Source organism: Paenarthrobacter sp. NPDC057355 (genome assembly GCF_042667405.1).
Classification (GTDB): Bacteria; Actinomycetota; Actinomycetes; order Actinomycetales; family Micrococcaceae; genus Arthrobacter.
Map to the genome: position 1 here is coordinate 123,755 of NZ_JBHVAL010000007.1, position 21,698 is coordinate 145,452.

The 21,698-nt window shown below is 64.0% G+C and carries 22 protein-coding genes; 15 read left to right on the forward strand and 7 right to left on the reverse strand.

Going from position 1 to position 21,698, the window contains the following annotated elements; translation table 11 throughout:
- Positions 1–20: 20 nt before the first annotated feature.
- Positions 21–722 carry a FadR/GntR family transcriptional regulator gene (locus tag ACFUOZ_RS10530; RefSeq protein WP_377547660.1) on the forward strand — a complete coding sequence of 234 codons (702 nt, stop codon included), beginning with the start codon at positions 21–23 and terminating at the stop codon, positions 720–722.
- A 12-nt stretch (positions 723–734) separates the two neighbouring features.
- Here the strand turns inward: ACFUOZ_RS10530 and ACFUOZ_RS10535 are convergent, their stop codons facing one another.
- On the reverse strand, positions 735–1,700 hold the full coding sequence (locus tag ACFUOZ_RS10535; protein WP_377547663.1) for an AraC family transcriptional regulator: 966 nt from the start codon (positions 1,698–1,700) through the stop codon (positions 735–737).
- A 162-nt stretch (positions 1,701–1,862) separates the two neighbouring features.
- Between ACFUOZ_RS10535 and ACFUOZ_RS10540 the strand changes: the two genes are divergently transcribed.
- From ACFUOZ_RS10540 to ACFUOZ_RS10570, 7 genes are all read left to right on the forward strand, one after another.
- On the forward strand, positions 1,863–2,021 hold the full coding sequence (locus ACFUOZ_RS10540; protein ID WP_377547666.1) for a hypothetical protein: 159 nt from the start codon (positions 1,863–1,865) through the stop codon (positions 2,019–2,021).
- 113 nt (positions 2,022–2,134) lie between these two features.
- Entirely contained in the window at positions 2,135–2,923 is a 789-nt protein-coding gene (locus ACFUOZ_RS10545; protein ID WP_377547668.1) for an SDR family oxidoreductase, read from the forward strand.
- A gap of 49 nt (positions 2,924–2,972) precedes the next feature.
- Positions 2,973–4,214, forward strand: a complete 1,242-nt coding sequence (locus tag ACFUOZ_RS10550; protein WP_377547670.1) for a styrene monooxygenase/indole monooxygenase family protein — start codon at positions 2,973–2,975, stop codon at positions 4,212–4,214.
- 25 nt (positions 4,215–4,239) lie between these two features.
- The gene (locus tag ACFUOZ_RS10555) at positions 4,240–5,967 is read left to right on the forward strand and encodes a flavin reductase (RefSeq protein WP_377547673.1); all 1,728 of its coding nucleotides are present in this window, start codon (positions 4,240–4,242) and stop codon (positions 5,965–5,967) included.
- Between the two features lie 15 nt (positions 5,968–5,982).
- Complete coding sequence (locus ACFUOZ_RS10560; protein WP_377547675.1) at positions 5,983–7,611, forward strand: phytoene desaturase family protein; 1,629 nt, start codon at positions 5,983–5,985, stop codon at positions 7,609–7,611.
- A 7-nt stretch (positions 7,612–7,618) separates the two neighbouring features.
- Positions 7,619–8,410 (forward strand): cyclase family protein, encoded by a 792-nt coding sequence (locus tag ACFUOZ_RS10565; RefSeq protein ID WP_377547678.1) that lies wholly within the window; start codon positions 7,619–7,621, stop codon positions 8,408–8,410.
- Complete coding sequence (locus tag ACFUOZ_RS10570) at positions 8,407–10,083, forward strand: thiamine pyrophosphate-binding protein (RefSeq protein ID WP_377547681.1); 1,677 nt, start codon at positions 8,407–8,409, stop codon at positions 10,081–10,083. The genes ACFUOZ_RS10565 and ACFUOZ_RS10570 overlap by 4 nt, the downstream gene beginning before the upstream one ends.
- 79 nt (positions 10,084–10,162) lie before the next feature.
- Here the strand turns inward: ACFUOZ_RS10570 and ACFUOZ_RS10575 are convergent, their stop codons facing one another.
- Positions 10,163–10,594, reverse strand: a complete 432-nt coding sequence (locus tag ACFUOZ_RS10575) for a universal stress protein (protein ID WP_377547683.1) — start codon at positions 10,592–10,594, stop codon at positions 10,163–10,165.
- A 160-nt stretch (positions 10,595–10,754) separates the two neighbouring features.
- Here ACFUOZ_RS10575 and ACFUOZ_RS10580 point away from each other — a divergent pair, with 160 nt between their 5' ends.
- Complete coding sequence (locus tag ACFUOZ_RS10580; RefSeq protein ID WP_377547685.1) at positions 10,755–11,561, forward strand: SDR family oxidoreductase; 807 nt, start codon at positions 10,755–10,757, stop codon at positions 11,559–11,561.
- A 107-nt stretch (positions 11,562–11,668) separates the two neighbouring features.
- Positions 11,669–11,878: a dodecin gene (locus ACFUOZ_RS10585; RefSeq protein ID WP_011773002.1), complete on the forward strand. Its 210-nt coding sequence runs from the start codon at positions 11,669–11,671 to the stop codon at positions 11,876–11,878.
- A 53-nt stretch (positions 11,879–11,931) separates the two neighbouring features.
- On the opposite strand, the gene ACFUOZ_RS10590 is transcribed toward ACFUOZ_RS10585, so the two are convergent.
- Positions 11,932–12,813 carry a helix-turn-helix transcriptional regulator gene (locus ACFUOZ_RS10590; RefSeq protein WP_377547687.1) on the reverse strand — a complete coding sequence of 294 codons (882 nt, stop codon included), beginning with the start codon at positions 12,811–12,813 and terminating at the stop codon, positions 11,932–11,934.
- 216 nt (positions 12,814–13,029) lie between these two features.
- On the opposite strand from ACFUOZ_RS10590, the gene ACFUOZ_RS10595 reads away from it, so the two are divergent.
- From ACFUOZ_RS10595 to ACFUOZ_RS10615, 5 genes are read left to right on the forward strand one after another with little or no spacing between them, the layout of a single operon-like run.
- On the forward strand, positions 13,030–13,851 hold the full coding sequence (locus ACFUOZ_RS10595) for an aldo/keto reductase (protein WP_377547689.1): 822 nt from the start codon (positions 13,030–13,032) through the stop codon (positions 13,849–13,851).
- A gap of 24 nt (positions 13,852–13,875) precedes the next feature.
- Positions 13,876–14,847, forward strand: coding sequence for an aldo/keto reductase (locus ACFUOZ_RS10600; protein WP_144663106.1), 972 nt, complete (start codon positions 13,876–13,878; stop codon positions 14,845–14,847).
- Entirely contained in the window at positions 14,844–15,881 is a 1,038-nt protein-coding gene (locus ACFUOZ_RS10605) for an NAD-dependent epimerase/dehydratase family protein (RefSeq protein WP_377547692.1), read from the forward strand. Before ACFUOZ_RS10600 ends, ACFUOZ_RS10605 begins: the two co-directional genes overlap by 4 nt.
- 59 nt (positions 15,882–15,940) lie before the next feature.
- Positions 15,941–16,771, forward strand: a complete 831-nt coding sequence (locus tag ACFUOZ_RS10610; protein WP_377547695.1) for an aldo/keto reductase — start codon at positions 15,941–15,943, stop codon at positions 16,769–16,771.
- 11 nt (positions 16,772–16,782) lie between these two features.
- Entirely contained in the window at positions 16,783–17,814 is a 1,032-nt protein-coding gene (locus tag ACFUOZ_RS10615; protein WP_377547698.1) for a lactonase family protein, read from the forward strand.
- A gap of 73 nt (positions 17,815–17,887) precedes the next feature.
- Here ACFUOZ_RS10615 and ACFUOZ_RS10620 read toward each other — a convergent pair whose 3' ends face one another.
- The 4 genes from ACFUOZ_RS10620 to ACFUOZ_RS10635 form a co-directional block, all read right to left on the reverse strand.
- Positions 17,888–18,118 carry a hypothetical protein gene (locus tag ACFUOZ_RS10620; protein WP_377547700.1) on the reverse strand — a complete coding sequence of 77 codons (231 nt, stop codon included), beginning with the start codon at positions 18,116–18,118 and terminating at the stop codon, positions 17,888–17,890.
- The gene (locus tag ACFUOZ_RS10625) at positions 18,115–18,312 is read right to left on the reverse strand and encodes a hypothetical protein (protein ID WP_144663110.1); all 198 of its coding nucleotides are present in this window, start codon (positions 18,310–18,312) and stop codon (positions 18,115–18,117) included. Before ACFUOZ_RS10625 ends, ACFUOZ_RS10620 begins: the two co-directional genes overlap by 4 nt.
- Positions 18,313–18,448: 136 nt before the next feature.
- A complete protein-coding gene (locus tag ACFUOZ_RS10630; RefSeq protein WP_377547702.1) occupies positions 18,449–20,914 on the reverse strand; it encodes a S26 family signal peptidase in 2,466 nt (821 codons plus the stop codon).
- Positions 20,915–20,941: 27 nt separating this feature from the next.
- Positions 20,942–21,565 (reverse strand): hypothetical protein, encoded by a 624-nt coding sequence (locus ACFUOZ_RS10635; RefSeq protein ID WP_377547704.1) that lies wholly within the window; start codon positions 21,563–21,565, stop codon positions 20,942–20,944.
- Between the last annotated feature and the right edge of the window lie 133 nt (positions 21,566–21,698).

Here is a 21,698-nt window from a genome sequence, read left to right on the forward strand (position 1 = left end):
GAATACAGGAGTGGGGATACATGGCACGCAAGTCGCTGGTCGGCGTCGTAGCTGATGAGTTGCTGGACCGGATCATCGCGGGTGAATTTCCGCCCGGCACGGTTGTTCCAGGAGAACTGGAGCTCAGCGCCAGGCACGAGGTGAGCCGGATGACGGTTCGTGAAGCCATGAAGACCCTGGAAGCACAGCGGATCCTCAGCGTGGAGCGCGGCCGCGGAACCTTTGTTAACCCCCTTAACCAGTGGGCCTCGCTTGAAGCAGTGCTCCGCGCAGCTTCGGAGGGCACCAAGGACGCCGCTGCCGCTGTCCAGTTGATCGAGCTTCGCCGGATGCTCGAAACCGGCGCCTGCGAGCTGGCGGCCGCACGGATCTCCGACGACGAACTCCGCACGCTCAACGAGCACGTGGACAAGATGCAGGCCTCGCATGAAGTCAACGACCTCGCTGGCTTCGTGGAAGCGGACCTTGCCTTCCACGATGTAATTCTCCATGCGTCCGGCAATGTCTTCGTGGCAGTCCTTTTTGAGCCGCTGCACAGGGTGCTCGAAGCGCGCCGGGCGGAGACCTCCGCGTTCCCGGAGATCCAGGCGCACGCCATCGGGCACCACCGGAAGATCGCGGCCGCCCTTGAGTCACGGAACGCCAACGAAGCACGGCTGGCCATGGACGCGCACATGCAGCAGACGCTGGACGACCTGAAAACGTACGTGCTGGAGGCGTAGCCGTTCCGCCCCTCACCGCCGCAGGCTCTCCGACGGCAGCTCCCCGAACGTCTTCAGATACAGGGCCGAGAACCGCCCCTGGTGCGTAAAGCCGCATAACTCGGCGACCGCCGTCACGCTTTGCTCGCGGGGATCTGCTTCGAGCAGCATTTCCCGCGCCCGGTCCAGGCGGATGCTCCTGAGGAGGTCCGACGGCGTCGCTCCGGTTTCGGCCCGAAGCGCGGTTTGCAGGGTGCGGACCGAGACGCCGAGCCGTTCGGCGATGTCGGGCACCGTGAGTTCTTCGGAGGCGTGCCGTTCCAGCAGCTCGCGGCACTCCCGGACCAAGCGGCTTTCCCTGTCGCCATCCGGCACCACTTCGGAGGCAGGCTCCAACGCCATCAGGAGCCGTGACATCATACTGTCCGCCAACAACCCCTGAACGAAGGCCGGGGATTCGGACTGCGGCTGGCTGATGAGATCGTCATGAAGTTCGACGACGGACCTCAGGAATGCGCGGCCGGCCGCGGTTGAAAGGTTCATGCCGTAGCCCAACTCACCTGGAGCGGTTCCGTTGAGCTGGTAGGCGACACGCTCCAGCGCCTGCCTGCGGACATAGACAATCAAGTGCGGACTGCCGACGTCCCAGCTCATGGAAAACGGCCGGTCGATCGGCGGCACGCTGGCCACCGTCGCGCTGGACTCCACCGTGGTGGGACCAACCTGCATTGAGGCGTGGCCGGCCAGCGGAATCTGGACCAGGTGGAAGTCCTGCAGGCCCTCCGGATTGATCCTGACGTCCCCGCCGTAATCCAGGAATTCGATGCCCACGTCCCCGCGGTGCATCGACCGCAGCTTCATGTTCACGGTTGAGGTGCGGCTGCGGGGAGCCAGCTCATGCCCGCAGAACAATTCGGCGATTCTGGCATGTGCTTCGTCAACGTCGGTTGTGGCCGTGGTTGGGCGACCCCGCAGGACATCCCGGGGAAGAATCCGCATTATCAACCACCTGCTTTACCTGGGTTTTCGCAGCTTTTCGCCTTTCGGATGTTCCCCGCGCCAACTGGATATTCCGGAGTGCAGCGGCTGTCTAGAGTCGCTTTCAGGACCAGTATGACGCAGCTCACACCACCGAAACAACGCGAAGGGAGGTGGGGACAAGTGAAGAACATCAAGCTCGTGCACGACCGCCAGGACGAATGGGACCGCAAACACTTCGAACTGTGGGCAGCAGAACTGCAGAAGAAGGACACCCCGGTGACTCATTCGCCGTGGGCCGGCTGGCACCAGGAGGACGAGGACTCTGCGCACAACGGATAGGCCCTGCGCCAAGTGGATATTCCGGATGGCCTGGAATCCCTAGAGTCGCTTGCAGAGGAAATATGACGCACGTCATATTTCCGCAACACATCCCTCGGAAGGAAGGTTTGGCCATGTCAGGACTTCACGGCAGGACAGCAATCGTCACCGGCGGCGTCACCAAGGTGGGCCAGGGCGTGGTGACAGCACTGCGCGACGCGGGTGCCGCCGTCGTGGTTGCGGACATAAATCCCGACGGCGGTTCCGTCACCGCCGGGCTGGGCGAACGCGTCTCGTTCTTCCACACGGACATCACCGACGACGACGCCGTCAACGCGCTGGTGTCGCGGACCGTGGAGGAGCACGGCGGCCTGGACATCCTGGTCAACCTGGCCTGCACCTACAAGGATGAAGGCGCAGCGTCACCCCGCACCGACTGGCTGGAGGCCCTCAACGTCAACCTGGTCAGCGCGGTCATGGCCAGCAACGCGGCCCGCCCGCATCTGGCAAAGTCCGGCCACGGCGCCATCATCAACTTCACCTCGATCTCGAGCTCTGTAGCCCAAACGGGACGCTGGCTCTACCCCGCCAGCAAGGCCGCCCTGGTGCAGGTCACCCGCAGCATGGCCGTGGACTTCGCTGCCGACGGCATCCGGGTCAATTCGGTCAGCCCGGGCTGGGTCTGGAGCAACATCATGGACTCCCTCAGCAACGGAAACCTGGACAAAACGGACTCCGTTGCGGCTCCCTTCCACGCTTTGGGACGCGTCGGACGCCCGCACGAGGTGGGTGACGTCGTCGCGTTCCTCGCCAGCGACCAGGCGAGTTTCGTGACGGGCGCCGATTGGGCGGTCGACGGCGGCTATTCCGCCTTGGGCCCGGAGCGCGCCGAAGAAACCATCCCCCTGCTCGCCGCCAACTGACCGCAACGCAACCCGACCACACGCAATCCGAAATAGGAAAGAGACCACCATGACGCAACGCCACATCACGATCGTGGGCGCCGGGCAATCCGGCCTCCAGCTGGGAATCGGCCTGCTCAACGCGGGCTACCAGGTAACCACCATCTCCAACCGGACGCCTGAGGAAATTGCCGGCGGCAGGGTCGCCTCCAGCCAATGCATCTTCCACAACGCGTTGGAACATGAAAGGGCGCTGGGGTTGGACTTCTGGCCGGACGCACCCACAGTGGATGGGATTTCCTTCACCATCCCCCATCCCGAACTTCCTGGCGAGAAGGCCATCAGCTGGGCATCACGCCTGGACCACCACGCCAAGTCCATCGACCAGCGGGTGAAGTTTCCCCGGTTCATGGAGGAGTTCACCAAGCGCGGCGGAGAGCTGGTCTTCGAGGACGCTGGAGTCGAGGAGTTGGAGAAATACGCCCGCAATTCAGACCTGGTCATTGTTGCAGCCGGCAAAGGTGAAATTGCGCAGCTCTTCACCCGTGATGCCGAACGCAGCACCTACGACGCTCCCCAGCGCGCCCTGGCCCTGACGTATGTAAAGGGCCTCACGCCGCGCGAGGAATACTCGGCGGTCTCCTTCAACCTCATCCCCGGCGTAGGCGAATACTTCGTCTTCCCCGCCCTGACCACCACCGGCCCCTGCGAGATCATGGTCTTCGAGGGTGTACCCGGCGGCCCCATGGATTCCTGGAAGGGGCTCTCCCCCGAGGAACACCTGGAGAACTCCAAGAACATCCTCAAGACCTTCCTGCCGTGGGAAGCAGAACGCGCCAAAGACGTTGAACTCACCGACCCCAACGGCGTTCTCCAGGGCCGGTTCGCCCCCACGGTCCGCCACCCCATCGCCACGCTGCCGAGCGGCGCCCGCGTACTTGGCCTGGCCGACGTCGTGGTGCTGAACGACCCCATCACCGGTCAGGGCTCGAACAACGCAAGCAAATGCGCGGCGTCGTACCTGGACAGCATCATCCAGCAGGGCGACCGCACCTACGACGCAGAGTTCATGCAGGCCACCTTTGAGCGCTATTGGGACTACGCACAGCACGTTGCCCACTGGACGAACGCCCTGCTCGCACCGCCACCGCCCCACGTCCTCGAACTCCTGGGCGCCGCCGGAAGCGAGCCGGACATCGCCCACCGCTTCGCCAACGGTTTCAACCACCCGCCGGAATTCCAGGACTGGTTCATGTACCCGGACAAAGCTGCCAACTATCTGGCGGACCTGGCTGCGGCCAAGGTTTCCTAGCACAGCCCTGCTAAAAGGACCCACCATGCGCAAAATAGCAATCATCGGAGCCGGCGAATCCGGCGCCCAGCTGGCTTTGGGCCTGCAACGAGAGGGATACGCGGTAACACTGCTGTCCGACCGTTCCGCCGCCCAAATCCGCTCCGGGAAGGTCATGTCCAGCCAGTGCATGTTCTCCACAGCACTGGATGCCGAGGCCCAGCTGGGCACAGCACTCACGGAATACTACGAGTCCGGGTCAGTTCCCGCCGTTGGCTCAATCCGGCTGCGGGTGGACGGCGAACAACCGGTCGAATGGGAAGCAGCCCTCGATGGCCCCGCCCGCTCCATCGACCAGCGGATCAAGAGCGCCCTGTGGATCGAGACCTTCGTTGCGGCGGGTGGCGATTTCCGCATCGAGAAGGTCACTCCGCGCATGCTGGAGGAGCTCACCCGGGACTACGAACTTGTGATCGTGAGCACCGGCAAGGGCGAGATCGGCCAGATCTTCCCTCGGGACAAGGCCAAGTCGCCGTTTGACCGCCCACAGCGCGTTCTGGCCCTGAACTACGTAAAGCCCGACGCCGGGGACGGCACTGCCGGTGACGCCATCCGCATGTCCATGGCCCCCGGCGTCGGCGAATTCTTTACCTTCCCCGGCCTGACGGTGTCCGGCCCCTGCCGCATGATGGTGTTCGAAGGCGTGGTGGGTGGCCCTATGGACCGCTGGACCGACGTCGGAAGTCCTCAAGAGCAGCTCGAGCGTTCCCTGGAGATCCTCCGCGAGCATTTCCCGCACGAGGCAGAGAACTTCGCCGGAGCGGAACTGACCGACGACGGCGCCACCCTCCTTGGACGCATCACGCCCACGGTGAGGTCCGCCGTCGGGGAGCTTGGCGACGGAAAACTGGTGTTCGGCCTGGGCGATGCCGTGGTCCTCAACGATCCCCTCACGGGCCAGGGCTCCAACAACGCAACCCTGGCCGCCAAGTACTACCTCGATTCGATCGTCCGCCGCGGCCAACGTCCGTTCGACCGCCAATGGATGGAACGGACGTTCGATGAATTCTGGCGCGGATGGGGGCAATGGGCCGTTGAATGGACCAACGATCTGCTCAAGCCGCGAAGGGACCACCAAAAGACGCTCCTCAGCGAAGCCGCCGAACATCCCGCATTGGCGGCAAGCATCGTGAACGGGTTCGACGACCCGCGAACCTCGTACCCCTGGTGGTTCGACTCCACCGCAGCCGCCGACTTCATGCAGGCCCGGAAGGAAGAAGACACCTCCTCATTCGACATCCGTGAGTTCAGGAGCGCGCTGGGGCAGTTCGCCACCGGCGTCACCGTGGTCACCACTGTCTCGGCAGACGGCAGGAAGGTGGGAATGACGGCGAACTCCTTCACCTCGGTGTCCATGGAACCGCCCCTGGTGCTGTGGTGCCCCAGCAAACGCGCACCAAGCCTGGGTGACTTCGAGGACGCCACGCACTTCGCCATCAACATCCTCGCGAGCGACCAGCACGTCCTGTCCCGGCAGTTCGCCACACCGGCAACGGACAAGTTCGCCGGTGCTGACACCACCGAAGGCATCGCGGGTGTGCCACTGCTCAGCGGTGCGGTGGCTACCTTCCAGTGCCGAACTGTCTCGCGACATGACGCCGGGGATCACGTCATCTACGTGGGTGAGGTGGAAAGCTACAAGCACGACGGCGGTGCTCCCCTGGTGTTCCACGGCGGCAAATACCACGCCACCGCCAGCCACCCCGACTTCTGAGAGGAACAGCAGCGCATGGACTCCTTTGACGTCGCAATCCTCGGCTCAGGCATCAACTCGTTGGTCGCCGCAGCCGAGCTCGCCCTGGCCGGGAAGCGGGTGTGCCTCATTGAGCGCGCAGACCGCTTGGGTGGCTTCATCGAATCCTCCGAGCGGACCCTCCCGGGCTTCATCCACGACACCTTTTCCTCCTGGCATCCGCTGTTTGTCTCCGGCGGCGCATACGGAGTTCTGGGCAAGGAACTGCATGCGAGGGGCTTGGAGTACTGCAATACCTCCGGCCCTGTGACCGCCGCGGTGTCGCTGGATCCGGCCACCGGAGAACAGCGTGTAGCCATTGCCTACCGGGATCCGGCGGAAACGGCGTCGGCCTTCACTGCGCCTCGTGACCGGGCCGCGTACCTCGCCATGCTGGATGATCTGGGCAGGCATTCGGCAACTGTGTTCGGGGCTTTCGGCGCGGAGCTGCGCTCGTTCCCGGACTTGGCAAAGCTCGCTTTCGGAGCGCTGCGAACCGGCAAAATCAAGGCCAATGAAGCCTTCATCCGGGACTCCCTCATGAGCGGCCGAAACTACCTCCGCAGCCGTTTTGACGGGTGGGAAACGGATCAGCTGTGGTCTGCGTGGCTCCTGCATGCGGGGTTGGGCCCTGACCAGGCGACAGGTGGCGTGATGCTGCCCGTGATGGCAATGAGCATGCACGGATTTGGGCTGCCGGTAGTGAAAGGTGGCGCTTCCCGCTTTGTTGAGGCGTTCCAATCCCTGCTGGAAGACAACGGTATCCGGATCATGCTGGGCACCGAGGCACAGGAAATCCTCTCGGTGTCCGGTTCCGTGACGGGTGTCCGGACCTCCGGGGGCGTTGTTTCAGCGGCCACCGTCTTGGCCAACGTTTCACCGCAGGCCCTCTATACCCGGCTGCTCCCAGACGCTCCTGCACCTCTCGCCGAGGCAGCCCGCAGGTACCAGAACGGCCGAGGGGCAATGCAGATCCACCTCGCGTTGGACAGGCCCGTGGCGTGGTCGGATTCCCGCCTGGACCGGGTCCCGCTGATCCACATCAGCAATGGTTCGGACAGCACGGGCATCGCCTGCGCCCAGGCAGAGGCCGGGTTGCTGCCGGCCGAGCCAACGGTAGTGGTGGGGCAACAATACGTGCTGGATCCTTCCCGCGCGCCGGAGGGCAAAGCCACCCTATGGCTCCAGCTCCAGGAGGTGCCCTTCACGCCTGTGGGCGACGCCGGCGGTGAACTGGACGTGGCAAACGGCTGGGATGAGGCACTGAAAAAGGGCTATCTGGAACGGGTCCTGGCCCGGCTCGAGCAGTTCGCTCCCGGCACGCGCGCCAGTGTCCTGGCCTCTGACATCATCGCGCCGACAGACCTAGCCGCCGCCAATCCCAATGCTGTGAACGGCGATCCCTACGGAGGCTCTGCCGAGCTCTTCCAGAACCTCCTCTGGCGGCCCTTCCCGGAGGCAGCCGGTCACAGGACGGCCATCCAAGGGCTCTGGCACATTGGAGCTTCAACCCACCCCGGCCCGGGGCTCTCCGGCGGTTCGGGGCACCTGGTAGCGCAGAAGCTCACCTCGCCGCCTTCACGTTTTTCCCGTATTCAAGCAGCACTGACACCACGCAAGCGATAGGAGAACAATGTCTGTTCTGGCCGGGCTCACAGCAGCCCTTTCGAATGGTTCGGTGGAAATCATCGACCTCACCACTCCCTTGAGTTCCGAGACGCCCATCCTGAATCTGCCGCAGCCGTTCGCCAACACGGTGGGGCTCTCAGTCTCCCCGGTAAGCAATTTCGACGACGCCGGTCCGGCGTGGGCGTGGAACGACGTCACTGTGGGCGAGCACGCCGGGACGCACCTGGATGCCCCGGTTCACTGGATCACCGGCAAGGACGGCAAGTCCGTGGACCGGATCGAGCCGCACCGCCTGGTGGGGCCGTTGGTGGTCATCGACAAGACAATCGAAGCCGCCGAGAACCCCGACTTCCTGCTGGAGCCTGATCACTTTGAGCAGTGGCAGGAAGAGCATGGCGCCTTCCCGGAGAACTGTTGGGTCATTTTCCGGACTGGTTGGGCAGCCCGGGGAGCGGACGCTGCGGCTTTCGTCAACGCGGACGACGCCGGTCCCCACACTCCCGGGGTCTCTGCGGCAGGTGCCAAGTGGCTTGCCGGGAACGCCTCGATCAGCGGTTTCGGCGTCGAAACCGTGGGCATCGACGCCGGACAGGCTGGATCACTGGATCCCATGTTTCCTGTTCATTCGTTCCTGCTGGGAGCGGACAAGTACGGCGTGACGTCGCTGCGGAACGTGGACCGACTCCCCGTTACGGGTGCCACGCTGGTGGTGGCTCCCCTTCCCATCGTGGGCGGCACGGGCAGCCCAAGCCGGGTGTACGCCCTGGTTGAAAAGGACGCGGTGGAGGGTTCATGAGTGCGGAAGTGCGCGTTTCCACCCTGGTCGGCAGGACGCTGGCGAAGCTCGGCGTCGGGCATGTCTTCGGTGTGGTGGGATCCGGTAATTTCGATGTCACCGGGACCCTCATGTCAGAAGGCATCCCCTTCACCGCCGCCCGGCACGAGGGCGGCGCAGCAACCATGGCAGATGCCTACGGTCGGATGTCCGGCAGGGTTGGCGTGGTCACTACGCATCAAGGGTGCGGACTGACCAACGCCATCACCGGGGTTGGCGAAGCAGCGAAAAGCCGGACGCCCATGATCGTGCTGACCGCCGACACCCAGGCAGCGGCCACCAGGTCCAACTTCAAGATTGACCAGGACGCCCTGGCCCGCAGCGTGGGGGCAGTCGCGGAACGGATCCACTCGCCCGCGACAGCCATCGCCGACACCGTCCGTGCATTCCGGACGGCGGTGAACGAGCGGCGCACGGTGGTGCTCAGCCTGCCGTTGGACATCCAAAGCGCCACCGCCGCAGACGAGGTGGGGGCCGTCGTCGTACCTCAACCGTCGGTGACGAGGCCTGAGACCGCAGCGGTTGAAAAACTGGTGGCACTGCTGGCCGCCGCGGAGAGGCCGGTGTTCGTCGCTGGACGCGGTGGCCGCGGCGCGCGGGAGGAAATCCTCGCCCTGGCCCACCACGCTGGGGCGTTGGTCGCCACCTCCGCTGTGGCGAGTGGGCTGTTCAACGGAGACCCTCACAACCTCGGAATTTCGGGTGGTTTCTCGTCCCCGCTGACCGCTGAACTGATCAGCGGCGCGGACTTGATCGTGGGATGGGGGTGCACGCTGAACATGTGGACCATGCGGCACGGACGGCTCATCTCGAGCGGCACCAAAGTGGTCCAGGTGGACGTGGAGGACTCCTCGCTTGGCGCCAACCGGCCTATTGCGCTGGGTGTGCTGGGCGATTCGGGGCTGACCGCCGTCGACGCTTTGGCTGTTCTGCGCGCTTCACAGCCTGAGCCCGCGGAGAAGTACCGTACCGAAGCCATCGCCCTCGCCATCAAGGGAAGCTCGCGGTGGCGGGACGTTGATACGCCCGACCTGTCCACGGCGACGTCCATCGACCCCCGCGTGCTGACCCGCGAACTGGACACCCTGCTGCCCGTCGAGCGGATCGTATCCGTCGATTCCGGCAACTTCATGGGCTACCCCAGCCAGTACCTTGCCGTGCCGGACGAGTTCGGTTTCTGCTTCACGCAAGCATTCCAAGCGATCGGGCTGGGGCTTTACACGGCGATCGGAGCAGCCGTGGCCCAGCCGAGCCGGCTGCCGGTGCTGGGCGCGGGTGATGGCGGGTTCCTCATGGGCATCAGCGAGCTCGAAACCGCTGTACGGCTGAAGCTGCCCCTGGTGTGCATCGTCTACAACGACGCCGCGTATGGGGCTGAAGTGCACCATTTCGCTTCTGGACACCCAGGGACGGACGTTTCAAGCGTGGTGTTTCCTGAGACGGACATCGCCGCGATTGCCCGCGGTTTTGGGGCAGACGGTGTGACCGTCCGAACCGTCGCCGACCTGGCCGCCGTCGAGCCTTGGCTGGCCGCCTACGACGCCGGTACGCAAGACCGGCCACTCGTCATCGACGCAAAGATCGCCTCCGACGGCGGCTCGTGGTGGCTGGCTGAAGCGTTCCAGGGCCACTAACGCCCGGGCCGCCCAACTGAGTAACAGCAAACGTCGCTATGAGTGGTCATAGCGACGTTTGCTGTTACCTACATGGGTGCTACGCGTCTACTTCGGTGTTCACGATGTACACGTCGCACGGGGCGCCGTGGGCCACGCTGTTGGCGATGCTGCCCAGTACGCGGCCAAGGCCCTTCATGCGCTTGTTGCCCACAACGATCAGGGACGCGTTGTTCGTCTCCGCGTAATTGATCAGGGCATTGGCGGGGTTGCCGCGGGCAGCGAAGTACTTAATCTTGTCTGCCGGGACATCGAGTTCCTCGGAAACCTTGCGGGCCACGTATTCGGCCGAATCAGCCGAGGAGACTGTAATGCGGTCGCTGCCGCTGCCGAATTCCTCGATGCGGTCATCGGAGAAGCCACTGATGACGTGCAGCTCTGCGCCGAGGGCGGTAGCCAGCTTCGCAGCGGTAACGGCCGCGCGCTTGGCAGTTTCACTGTTGTCAACGCCGACGACAATAACTTCTGACATGAGTACTCCTGGTTGTGGGATTCGCTGGGTGCTGCTGCAAAGAAATCTACACTCCATAGCCATCCACGGGGATGACCTGTTTGCGCCGGGAGTGTTTACCGCCGGGGCGTGAGGGTAGGGATACATCATCGGAACCATCACGTCACTGAAAGGCACGACCATGAGCGACGCACCATTTGCCCCGCAGACCGCCATCGTCACAGGCTCGGATTCAGGGATCGGGCGTGCCACGGCGGTGGCGTTGGCCCAGGCAGGCATGGATGTGGGAATCACCTGGTACTCGGACCAGCAGGGCGCCGAAAAGACGGCCGGGGAGGTCCGCGGCTTGGGCCGCAAGGCGGTGGTCCAGCAGCTGGATACCACCGACCCGCAGGGAACTGCCGCCGCCGTGGACAAGCTCGCGGAAGAGCTTGGCGGCGTGGACGTCTTCGTGAACAACTCCGGAACTGGTGACGGCACCAAGTTCCTGGATCTGGACTACGAAACGTGGATGTCCACGCTGAACACCAATCTCAACGGGGCGTTCGTCGCCATGCAAACGGCGGCGAAGCGCATGGTCAAGGCTGGACGCGGCGGCCGCATCATCGCCGTCACCAGCGTCCATGAATTCCAGCCGCGGGTTGGCGCCTCGGCCTACGATGCCTCCAAGCACGGTCTCGGCGGACTCATCAAGACCATGGCCCTGGAACTCGCCGAACACGGCATCACCGCCAACAACGTGGCTCCCGGCGAGATCGCCACCCCGATGACGGGCCAGGAGGACGAGGACCCCACCACCAAGGACCGGCCCGGTGTGCCGCTCGGACGTCCCGGAGATGCCCGGGAAATAGCCGCCGTCATCGCTTTCCTGGCGTCCCCGGCTGCCAGCTACGTCAACGGAGCTTCGTGGCCCGTGGACGGCGGAATGCTGCAGATGGGACCCCAGGCCGGCTCACACATCACCAGCCACGACTGGCGCGAAAGCTAAGCCGCACCACCTCTGGCCGCGCGGAGTTCCGTGGGCTAGTCTGCATGAACGGCCTGCCCCGCAGGCCTGGATTTCCCAAGATTCGTAACACGTTGATGAGGAGCACCATGGCTGGCCACACCTATAGCGTTTCCGAGATTGTAGGAACTTCCACCGAGGGCGTTGACGACGCAATCAAGAACGGCATTGCAACAGCGTCCCAAACACTGCGGAACCTCGACTGGTTCGAGGTCAAGGAAATCCGCGGACACCTCGAAGACGGCGCGGTCGCCGACTGGCAGGTCACCATCAAGCTCGGCTTCCGGCTGGAGCGCTGACTCCCCTTCCACGAGTTGACAGTTAATGCCAATGTTTCAGGCGAACATTGGCATTAACTGTCATCCCGGCGGGCCGGTTCAGGTTGGGGAGCCACCGTATCCACCTCACCAAAGCTGCTGAGCAGCATCAAAGCGTCCGACGACGGCGAACCGGCCTTCGCTGAATAGACCCGAAGGTGCTGGTCGGGATCGTCCGGGAGACTGAGCGTCTCGAAGTTCAGTTCCAGGTCCCCGACCACCGGGTGGTGCAGCCTCACGGTGCCTGCGGCGCGGGTGGCAACCCTGTGCCCGGCCCACCATTGACGGAATTGCTCGCTGTGGACTGCGAGTTCCCCTACCAGCTGGTTCGTTTCGGGATCGTTGGGATGCCGGCCGACGTCCATGCGGAGCGCGCCCACGGCCTCGGCAGCAACGGTCTTCCAGTCGCGGAACAACGCGCAAGCCGCGGGGTCCAGGAGTAGCCAGCGGGTGAGGTTGCGCTCCGGCGCCGGCAACGAGGAGAAGTCCGTGAACAACAGGTGCGCCATGCGGTTTCCGGCCAGGACATCCGCACGCCGGCCAAGAACCAGGGCCGGAACCTCCCCCACCGCGTCAAGCAACTGCCTCAACGCGGGCCGGACCTTCTGCACGGGGCCGGGGTTGCCGGCGGAACTGGCACAGTGCTCCAGGAGGTCCATCATGTGCGCCTGCTCCCCCGGGTCAAGGCGCAGTGCCCGTGCCACGGAGTCCAGGACAGCCCTGGAGGGGTGGATATTGCGCCCTTGTTCCAGGCGGGTGTAGTAGTCCGTGCTCACGCCGGAGAGACGCGCGACCTCTTCGCGGCGAAGGCCCGGGACCCTTCGTGAGCCGCTGGAATCCTGCGCTCCGGCGTCCTCGGGTTGGAGACGGGCACGCATGACTTTAAGGAATTTGCCGAACTCGGCGCTCTGACCCATCCGTCCATTCTGCCGCCCAGGGCGTGTGAAAGGCCACTGTTGTGGGTAGGACTACCAGACCTAGGAAAAACAAGATCAGGCTGTAGTGCTGACTCTGCCTCCAAAACTGCATAGGCTCAATACTGAGCCTCCGAAAACGCTTTCTGATGCCCGGCCACGGCACGGGCGCAACACCGGAGCGCCACGGCCATATACATCCCGTCGAAGGAGACCGTCATGCCAGAGCTGACCCTGAACAACGGCGTCACCATCCCGCAGCTGGGATTTGGTGTCTTCCAAGTGCCCGCCGACGAAACGCAGAAGGTGGTGGAAGATGCCTTGGAAACCGGGTACCGCCACATAGACACCGCAGCCGCCTACCGGAACGAGGCCGGAGTTGGCGCCGCGATCAAGGCCTCGGGGATTCCCCGGGAAGAACTCTTCATCACCACCAAGCTTCGCAACGGCGAGCAAGGAGAGGCCTACGACGCTTTCCAGCGAAGCCGTGATGCCTTGGATCTGGAAGTGATCGACCTCTACCTCATCCATTGGCCGGTTCCTTCCCAAGGGCTTTACACGCAGGCCTGGAAGGAAATGGAGAAGCTCTACCAGGACAAGCAAATCCGGGCGATCGGTGTCTCCAACTTCCTCGCCGAGCATGTGGACACGTTGCTGCGGGAAGCCGAAGTGGTTCCTGCCGTGAACCAGATCGAGCTGCACCCCACGTTCCAGCAGGGCGACCTCGCCAACAAGTGTCGCGACCTCACGATTGCCGTTGAGGCGTACAGCCCGCTGGGACAAGGCAAGGACCTCAACGCGGAGCAGGTGGCCCTCATCGCCGCGGCGCACGATACTACTCCTGCGCAGGTGATCCTTGCCTGGCACTTGGCTCAGGGAACCATCGTGATCCCCAAGTCCGCCGACTCGGCCCGGATGCGGGAGAACTTCGGCGCAGCCGACCTCACCCTCACGGAATCCGAACTCGCGGCCATCACCGCCCTGGAGGCCGGTGCCCGCATCGGTTCCGATCCCGCCGTCGCCGCTTTTACGCAGCTCTAAGACCAGACAAAAGGACCAAAAGAAATGCAGTACACCCATCTGGGCCGTTCGGGCCTGAAGGTTTCACGTCTCTGCCTTGGAACCATGAACTTTGGCCCGCAGACCGACGAGGCAACCGCGCACTCCATCATGGATTCGGCGCTGGACTCCGGCATCAACTTTTTCGACACCGCCAACGTCTACGGCGGAGTGGAGCACCGCGGCTGGACCGAGGAGATCATTGGCCGCTGGTTCGCCAAGGGCGGCGAGCGCCGTGAACGGACTGTGCTCGCCACCAAGCTCTACGGCACCATGACGGACCGGCCGAACGAGTCCAAGCTCTCCGCCCTGAACATCCGGCGGGCACTGGACGCGAGCCTTAAGCGGCTGCAGACGGACTACATCGACATCTACCAGTTCCACCACATCGACCGCGATACTCCGTGGGACGAGATCTGGCAGGCCATCGAGGTAGCCGTCCAGCAGGGCAAGATTCTTTACTCGGGCAGCAGCAACTTTGCGGGCTGGCACATCGCCCAGGCCCAGGAAGCGGCCCGGCGGCGGAACTACACCGGCCTGGTGAGCGAGCAGTCCATCTACAACCTCTTCAAGCGTGAACTGGAGCTTGAAGTCATTCCGGCCGCGCAGCAGTATGGCCTTGGCTTGATCCCGTGGTCCCCGCTGCAGGGTGGCCTGCTGGGCGGCGTGCTCAAGAAGGAGGAGCAGGGCGTCCGCCGAACGGAGGGCCGGGCACTGGAGACCCTCAAGAAGCACGAGGACCAGATCCGCCAGTACGAGGATTTCGTTGACGAGTTGGGGCAGAAGCCCGGCGACGTTGCACTGGCTTGGCTGCTTCATCAGCCTGCGGTGACGGCGCCGATCGTTGGTCCGCGCACCCAGGAACAGCTGGACGCGGCCATCCGCGCGCTGGACGTTTCCCTGAACGAGGACGCGCTCAAGCGGCTTGACGACATCTTCCCGGGCCATCGTCCCGCGCCCGAGGACTACGCCTGGTGACCGCCCTCCTCCCCAGCAGCCTTGGGGCGGAAGCGGACACCGTCTCGCCGCGGAACATCCTGTTCATCGGCGGGACCGGGGTCATCAGCGCGGCGGCGGCTGAACGCGCCGTCGCGCTGGGCCACCGGCTGACCATCCTCAACAGAGGACAGTCGGCCGGTCGGCCGGTACCCGACGGAGCCGAAGTCCTGCACGCGGACATGCGCGACCCGGAGGCTGTGCGTGAGGTGCTTCAGGGAAGGGAGTACGACGCCGTTGCGGACTTCATCTCGTTCACCCCGGATCACGCCCGGGCCGGGTTGGAATTGTTCCGCGGGCGGACGGGACAGTACGTCTTCATCAGTTCCGCTTCGGCGTACCAGAAGCCGCCCACTACGTTGCCCATCCGCGAATCCACGCCGCTGAAGAACCCGTTTTGGACGTATTCGCAGGACAAGATCGCGTGTGAAGAGCTGCTGTTCGGGGCATACCGGGACTTTGATTTCCCCCTGACCGTGGTTCGCCCGTCCCATACCTACGACCGGACCAAGATAGCGATGGTGGGCGGCTGGACCGACATCCACCGGATGCGGGCAGGCAAGCCGGTCATGGTCCACGGCGATGGCACCTCCCTCTGGACCCTCACCCACAGCCGTGACTTTGCCAAGGCGTTCGTGGGGCTGCTGGGCAGGCCGCAGGCCGTCGGAGAGAGCTACACCATTACCTCGGACGAGTTCCTGCCCTGGAACCAGATCTATCGCCTGTTCGCCCGGGCCGCCGGCGTGGAGGAGCCGGAACTGTTCCACGTTTCCTCGGACACCATTGCCCGACACAGCGCCGAACTCGGGCCGAATCTGTTGGGCGACCGTTCGCACTCGGTGGTTTTCGATAATTCCAAGATCAAAGCGCTCGTCCCCGATTACCGGGCAACAATTCCGTTCGCGGATGGCGCCAGGGAAATCGTCGAGTGGCATGACAACCACCCTGAGCTGCAGGTGGTGAGCGAGGACTACATGGAACTGAGTGACCGGCTCTTTGATTGGTCCCGGCGATAACGGTTGCCAAGCAGTGAACGGCCAGCGTAGAAACGTAGAAACGTAGAGGAGAGCAGCCCATGGAACTTGCCCCGCTTATCGAACTGAACGATCACCACAAGATCCCGCAGATCGGCCTTGGCACTTGGCCACTGAATGATGCGGAAGTTGCCGATGCCGTGGCGGATGCTGTTTCCTGCGGCTACCGGCACATTGATACCGCGGTGAAGTACGGCAACGAGAAGGGCGTGGGCAACGGGATCAGGGCGGCCGCAGTGGACCGTTCGGAGCTGTTCATCACCACCAAGCTGGACGGCGCCTTCCAGGGTGACGGCAGGGCCGTGGATGGCCTGGATGGCTCCTTGGAACGCCTTGGGCTGGAGTACGTTGACCTGCTCCTCATCCACTGGCCCCTCCCCCGCCGGGGTGAGTTCATCTCCACGTGGAAAACCTTTGAGGAGCTCCAGGCATCGGGCAAGGTGCGCTCCATCGGAGTGTCCAACTTCAAGCCGGCGCACCTGGATCAGTTGTTCCGCGAAACAGATGTGGTTCCTGCCGTGAATCAAATCCAGCTCAGTCCCTCGATTCCCCGCCCGGCGGCACGGGCTTACAACGAGCGCCACGGCATCGTCACCGAGTCCTACAGTCCGTTGGGCGCGAGCAGCGACTTGCTGAACGCACCCGTGCTGGCTTCCGTTGGTGAAAAGTATGGGAAAACACCGGGCCAAGTGGTGCTCCGCTGGCACGTGCAGCAAGGACTGGTCGCCATTCCCAAAACCGCGAATCCCCAGCGCATGAGGGAGAACCTGGACGTCTTCGACTTCGAGCTTGACCATGACGACCTCAGCAAACTGCAAACCCTCGACGCCGGCCCCGACGCAGGCGTCGACTCGGATGTTCAGGGACACTAAGGAGGACTGCCATGGAAACTGTTATCTGGACCGGTTCCTACACCGCCGACCGAAACGCCAAGGGCGAGGGAATCGCTGCCATCTCCGCCGATTCAGAAGGACATCTCACGTCACTGGGATTGGCCGTTGCCGCGGACTCGCCGTCGTTCCTCGCGTCGCACCCCACACTTCCGGTGCTGTACGCGGTGGCAGAAGAAGCGGGCCATGTACAGGCTTACCGCCGGACGGGCGAGGCCAAGCTGGAAGCCTTCGGCGAGCCATGGCCCACCGGAGAAGCGACCTGCCATGTCGCGGCGGATCCCCAGGGCCGCTTTATCGTTGCCACCTGTTGGGGCGACGGCCAGGTCATCCTTTTCGAACTGGACGACGACGGCGCCATCACCTCGCGCGCGAGTGCGGCAGCCGCCGTCGACCCCCATGCCGGGACGTCTCCGGACGCCAGGCCCAGTCGGGCGCATTCGAGCCTGATGCTTCCTGACGGCCGGGTGATGACGACGGACCTGGGCCACGACCTGGTCCGGGTGTGGCAGTACATTCCCGGCGAGGGTTTGCAGGCAGACCACCAACTGGTCCTGCCGATGGGTTCGGGGCCACGGCATATGGCCCGGCACCACAGCGGAACGGTCTTCGTGGACACCGAGTACTCCGTTGAAGTTGCGGCGGTGCGGATGGAACCTGACGGCACGTACGAACTGGCCTCGGTGGTGCCCGCGAGCAGCGCCGGAGCAAAAGACGGCGACGCCGGTGCGGAGATCGCGCTGTCCCCGGACGGTCGCTTCGCCTATGTGGGCGTGCGGGGTACCAACCGTATTTGCGTGCTGGAAGTTTCCGCCGACGGCTCCGGAGTTGAGCCTGTCGGCGAGGTGCCCTGCGGCGGCGAGTGGCCGCGCCACCACCTGGTCCGCGAGGGCTGGCTGTACGTCGCCAACGAAGGCTCGGACGACGTCGTGGGTTTCAGGCTGGACCCGCAAACCGGACTGCCGGACGGACCCGTGGGCCGGGTGGAGACTGGCTCACCCAGCATGTTGCTCGTCGCCGGTTAAATAACACCGAGATGGCACTTAATGGCAATGATCCGCTCAGACATTGCCATTATTTGCCATCTCGGCGAGCTTTTCAGGCGGACCACACCTCGACGTCGTCCGTGCCGCAGATGAGTTTCCGGCCGGTCGGTTCGAGGACCACCCAGAGCAATTCCTGGTGCTTTGAGACATCGTCCACGCGACCCTTGCCGGCGCCCCACGCGACGTCGTAAATCCACACAGGATGGCCGGCGCTGAGGTCTGCCCACTCGGAAGCAGGCACGTGGCGGTAGTCGGCCGGGCGGTTCAGGATGGAGCTGGTCATGCCGATACTTCGGCGGAAGTGCGCCGCCTCCACAGAGTCGGGACACCGTTGTAGGCCGGCAGCACGTGGCCCTCAGCGAAGACCTGGACGGTGTCCGGTTCGCAGTCCGGGCTCCACAGACCCGACGCCGGGCAGTGGGAACCAGTGGGCATGACGCGGGTGGCTCGTTCGCGCAGGAGGGCGATGCTCTTCATCGTTGAAACTCATCCTTGGGGTAGATCGGGGCACTGTGTGAAGTAGATCTCTCTAACCCTATGTAAGCCGCGGACGCTTCGTTATGGGCAGTTGCACAACGTTTATTCCCACCGGCATGCAAGCGCACAGCAGCTGCTAGAAGTCTCTATCCAAGGCGCCTGGCTCAGTGAGCGGAGCGAGTGAGCAAGCAGCTCCCGAGAGGGACGTAACGGCGGCCGTCGGAGTCCAGATCATGGCGGCAGCAGCCCCCGCCGTTCGAACACCGGATCCCCCGCTGGCCGCGGTGCCCAGCACCAATGTGACCACAGTCCGCGGTGCGCCGGCTACCGTCTCCGTGCTGGCCGTCATGTTGGCGTTGAAGATGACGGTCTTACGGCTCTTGACGAAGTTCTGCTTTAGGTTCACAGACCCCAGATTCACGCTGCTACCGGTCCTCTGGACATCCAAAACGTCCTGCGAGTTCCCCAGCCCCAGTACGTTGCCATCCCGGAGACGAACGGTTACCGGCAGGGACGCCCCCGACCAGCCGGGAGTGACCGTAGCCAGGTTGACCTGCTGGCTGTACACAAAGCTTAGGGAATCTCCGGCCTCCAGCCTTCCCTGGGTGAGCCCGCCGTTGTTGGCACGGATGTCCGCCGCACGGAGCGGGCTGTTGTCCACCCTTCGCGATGCCACCGTGGATGAAATGGTGTCCTTGGCGTTGCGGTCCGTCAACACGGCCCTGAGATCGTACAGCCCATCCGCACTTGCGACCGTGTTCCAGTTGCAGGCGTAGGGAGTGGCGGCCAGAGTGCAGAGCGTGCTCCAAGTGGTTGTGCCGGCAGGGGCTGCCTGGATCTTGACGGAAGCCACCCCGGCCGTTGAGTTCGCGGCCGCCGTCAGAGGCACGGTCCCCGTCAGGTACGCCCCGGGATCCTCCAAGGACACCGATGCGACCGTGTTGTCCACGGTCCTGCTGACGGCAGCGGAGGTGGTGCTGTTCCCTGCCGCGTCAAGGCTGACCGCGCGGAAGGAGTAACCCCCATCGGCCACCCCTGTGGTGTCGAAACGGCAGGAATAGGGGCTGTCAGTGACGGTGCACGCCGTACTCCAGGTGCTGGCCCCGGTGCGCGCATATTGCAGGCTGACCTGGGCAACGCCCGAGTGTGCATCGGTGCTGGTTGCCGCCAGGGTCCGGACACCACTGAGCGGTGTTCCCGGGTCCGTAAGGGCAACAGTGGGGGCAAGATTGTCGACGGTGATATCCGTAACGACTGCCGAGTACGTAGTTGTCAGGCCGGATACGGCCACGGCCCTGAGATCGTAGCTTTCATTGGCCACAAGCGCAGTGTTCCACGTGCAGCTGTAAGGGGCCAGGATGCTGGGGCAGGCAATGTTCCACTTGTTCGCCCCGGCCACCGAGTACTCCACCCGTACCGTGTAAATCGAGTTTCCAGCGCCAAGCAGCGTGGTGGAAAGCGGCACGTTGCCCCGGATGGCTTCGGCCGGGCTGGCAAGGACCACCAGCAGGTTATTGGCGACGGTCGTGCTGCGGAGAGCGGTCACCGAGGCGAGTCCGGCATTATCCGTGGCACGCGCACGTAGGCTGTAGCCGCCGTCGGGCCCCGCTTTGGTGTTCCACTGGCATGTAACCGCCGCACTGGGAGCGGAGCAGATATTCGTCCAGGCGGACGCCCCATCGCGGAGGTATTCGACGTCGATACTTCTGATGCCGGATTCGGCGTCCTGCGCTGTGGCCGGGAGGGCAACGGTGTCCTTGACGGAAGTGCCTGGATCAGCCAAGGACACTGTTGGGGGATTCCAGTCTGGTGCCGCCGCCCATTTGTTACCGGAGGTGGACGTGGCGGAGGTGAAGGCGGCAGCGGAAGTACCCGCAGTTGCGCCGAGAACCACCAGGACCGCGATCAGCGCGGCCAGCACGAACGCAGCCACGGCTTTGACACGCGGATTCGCCCAGAGGGCCGGCAGGGCGATCGCTGCCGGGCGCCCTGTGGAAGGCCGCCGTCGGGCTTTATGTCCGTCCCGCTGCGGCCGTGCCGCGCCATCAACGGACGAGCCGCCCAGGTAAATCGCACACACCACGGCCAGGAGCGTGCCCACCGACCACACGGCGAGCTGCGGCAGTGTCCCATGCGTCAACCACAGTCCCGGCAGACCGACCATGGGCACCAACAGCCGGGCTCGGCCGGTGATCTGTTCCCGCTCCATGGGCGTGCTGTCGACGTCCGAGTTGGCGTCGCCGGCAGTGATGTAACTGCCGTCGTCGTTGGCCCCGACGATGCGGTGGAGCCGCGTCTTTTCGGTCCCGTCCGGCTCCGCCTCGGCCGGACTCAGGAACTCCACCACACCGCCCACAGGTACAGGCTCGGCGTCCGTGAGTTTGGACGAGAGGACCACATCACCGGGGCTGATGTGCGGCTCCATGGAGCCACTTTGAACCACGCTTCCGCCCCATCCCAGCAACGCAGGGAACAGGGCGATCACCGCCAAGCTCAGGGAGATGCCCAGGTAGACCCGGGCAACGATGCCCACGACGAAAGGCACCCATCCTTCAGCGGAGAACAGGGCCTGTGCGGCGCTGTCCTTATGGTCCAAGCTCACGATTCAGTGATGGGTCCCGTCGTACGGCTACGGGGTAGGTGCGGTGTCCGACTGCAGCTCCCACACGAGGTCAAGCCCCACCCTGGCGCCCTGCAGCGCATTCACCTGGTCCTGGGTCAAACCCGTGGTGTCGAAACGCCACGTGCCCCGGTAGCTTTGAGTCTCCCCCGGAGTGCCCGTGGTATCCCAGATTGAACCACCGGTGGCATAGTCGCGGCTGTTCGCTGCCAGGGTGGAAAGAGGCAGCTCCGGAACCGTGTTGGCCGTGGGAGTGAAGCCGGTGCAATCGTTGAACGACCCTCCCGTGCCCTGCTCCAGGTCGAAGAAGATGCGGTTTTCCAGACCCCTGTCCGCAATCAGGTTCTGCGTATAAGCACGCACTTCGCCCGGCACATTGGAATTCGACGTCACCACGATGCACTTCTGGCCCGTCTGCCCCGGAACGATGTTCTCCACCGTGAATGCTGCGGCGCCAAGGTCGTCATCTGTCAGTGTGACGCTGCCGGTGCTCCATGAGCTTCCAGAGTTGCGCGTGGTGGCCGTGAAGGCGGCCTGCGAGCCTTGCCACACCATGGCCCCGGCAATGAGGACAGCGACAGGACCTGCGGTAAAAGCTGCGATGGCCCTGGTACGGGAGGAAGGGGATTTCATTGAATGATTCCTTTGCTTGAGACCATTAAGAGGCCGCACGCAAGGGAAGCATCGAAACCAGGCACCCCATTTGCTGCGCAACGACGAGTTCAGGCTAGCGCAATGAAGAAGATCTATCTACAAGAAAGTCATG

What these genes read in the sequence shown, in the direction of transcription:
- ACFUOZ_RS10575 (WP_377547683.1), bottom strand. Translation starts at nt 10,594, where the DNA reads ATGTCAGAAGTTATTGTCGTCGGCGTTGACAACAGTGAAACTGCCAAG.
- ACFUOZ_RS10625 (WP_144663110.1), bottom strand. Translation starts at nt 18,312, where the DNA reads ATGAAGAGCATCGCCCTCCTGCGCGAACGAGCCACCCGCGTCATGCCC.
- ACFUOZ_RS10600 (WP_144663106.1), top strand. Translation starts at nt 13,876, where the DNA reads ATGCAGTACACCCATCTGGGCCGTTCGGGCCTGAAGGTTTCACGTCTC.
- ACFUOZ_RS10555 (WP_377547673.1), top strand. Translation starts at nt 4,240, where the DNA reads ATGCGCAAAATAGCAATCATCGGAGCCGGCGAATCCGGCGCCCAGCTG.
- ACFUOZ_RS10535 (WP_377547663.1), bottom strand. Translation starts at nt 1,700, where the DNA reads ATGCGGATTCTTCCCCGGGATGTCCTGCGGGGTCGCCCAACCACGGCC.
- ACFUOZ_RS10635 (WP_377547704.1), bottom strand. Translation starts at nt 21,565, where the DNA reads ATGAAATCCCCTTCCTCCCGTACCAGGGCCATCGCAGCTTTTACCGCA.
- ACFUOZ_RS10590 (WP_377547687.1), bottom strand. Translation starts at nt 12,813, where the DNA reads ATGGGTCAGAGCGCCGAGTTCGGCAAATTCCTTAAAGTCATGCGTGCC.
- ACFUOZ_RS10585 (WP_011773002.1), top strand. Translation starts at nt 11,669, where the DNA reads ATGGCTGGCCACACCTATAGCGTTTCCGAGATTGTAGGAACTTCCACC.
- ACFUOZ_RS10615 (WP_377547698.1), top strand. Translation starts at nt 16,783, where the DNA reads ATGGAAACTGTTATCTGGACCGGTTCCTACACCGCCGACCGAAACGCC.
- ACFUOZ_RS10570 (WP_377547681.1), top strand. Translation starts at nt 8,407, where the DNA reads ATGAGTGCGGAAGTGCGCGTTTCCACCCTGGTCGGCAGGACGCTGGCG.
- ACFUOZ_RS10550 (WP_377547670.1), top strand. Translation starts at nt 2,973, where the DNA reads ATGACGCAACGCCACATCACGATCGTGGGCGCCGGGCAATCCGGCCTC.
- ACFUOZ_RS10545 (WP_377547668.1), top strand. Translation starts at nt 2,135, where the DNA reads ATGTCAGGACTTCACGGCAGGACAGCAATCGTCACCGGCGGCGTCACC.
- ACFUOZ_RS10610 (WP_377547695.1), top strand. Translation starts at nt 15,941, where the DNA reads ATGGAACTTGCCCCGCTTATCGAACTGAACGATCACCACAAGATCCCG.
- ACFUOZ_RS10595 (WP_377547689.1), top strand. Translation starts at nt 13,030, where the DNA reads ATGCCAGAGCTGACCCTGAACAACGGCGTCACCATCCCGCAGCTGGGA.
- ACFUOZ_RS10565 (WP_377547678.1), top strand. Translation starts at nt 7,619, where the DNA reads ATGTCTGTTCTGGCCGGGCTCACAGCAGCCCTTTCGAATGGTTCGGTG.
- ACFUOZ_RS10620 (WP_377547700.1), bottom strand. Translation starts at nt 18,118, where the DNA reads ATGACCAGCTCCATCCTGAACCGCCCGGCCGACTACCGCCACGTGCCT.
- ACFUOZ_RS10560 (WP_377547675.1), top strand. Translation starts at nt 5,983, where the DNA reads ATGGACTCCTTTGACGTCGCAATCCTCGGCTCAGGCATCAACTCGTTG.
- ACFUOZ_RS10530 (WP_377547660.1), top strand. Translation starts at nt 21, where the DNA reads ATGGCACGCAAGTCGCTGGTCGGCGTCGTAGCTGATGAGTTGCTGGAC.
- ACFUOZ_RS10580 (WP_377547685.1), top strand. Translation starts at nt 10,755, where the DNA reads ATGAGCGACGCACCATTTGCCCCGCAGACCGCCATCGTCACAGGCTCG.